Source organism: Paraburkholderia sp. J8-2, from assembly GCF_905220195.1.
Classification (GTDB): domain Bacteria; phylum Pseudomonadota; class Gammaproteobacteria; order Burkholderiales; family Burkholderiaceae; genus Paraburkholderia.
Window position 1 is genome coordinate 1 of sequence record NZ_CAJMZA010000163.1, and the last position, 208, is coordinate 208.

At 68.3% G+C, this 208-nt stretch carries 1 protein-coding gene; it reads right to left on the bottom strand.

Annotated features, from left to right (window positions below):
- Positions 1-208, bottom strand: a 208-nt coding sequence (locus tag U5A52_RS43265; RefSeq protein ID WP_415774148.1) for a MarR family winged helix-turn-helix transcriptional regulator, incomplete at both ends; no start/stop codon positions are given.

Sequence of the window (208 nt, forward strand, 5' to 3'; positions counted from 1 at the left end):
TGAGCAATCTGGAGAGCAGCGTGCTCAAGGCATCGAAGTCGGACTTCGAGAAGTGCGAAAGCCGCTCGCTCCACGCGCCCGGGGCAACGTCGGCGCTTCGGGCCGCAACCGCACGGCCCTCGCGCGTCAGCGATACGTCCACGAGGCGCCGGTCCGCGCCATTGCGCGAGCGCTCCACGAGCCCGCTGGTTTCGAGCTTGTCCAGCAC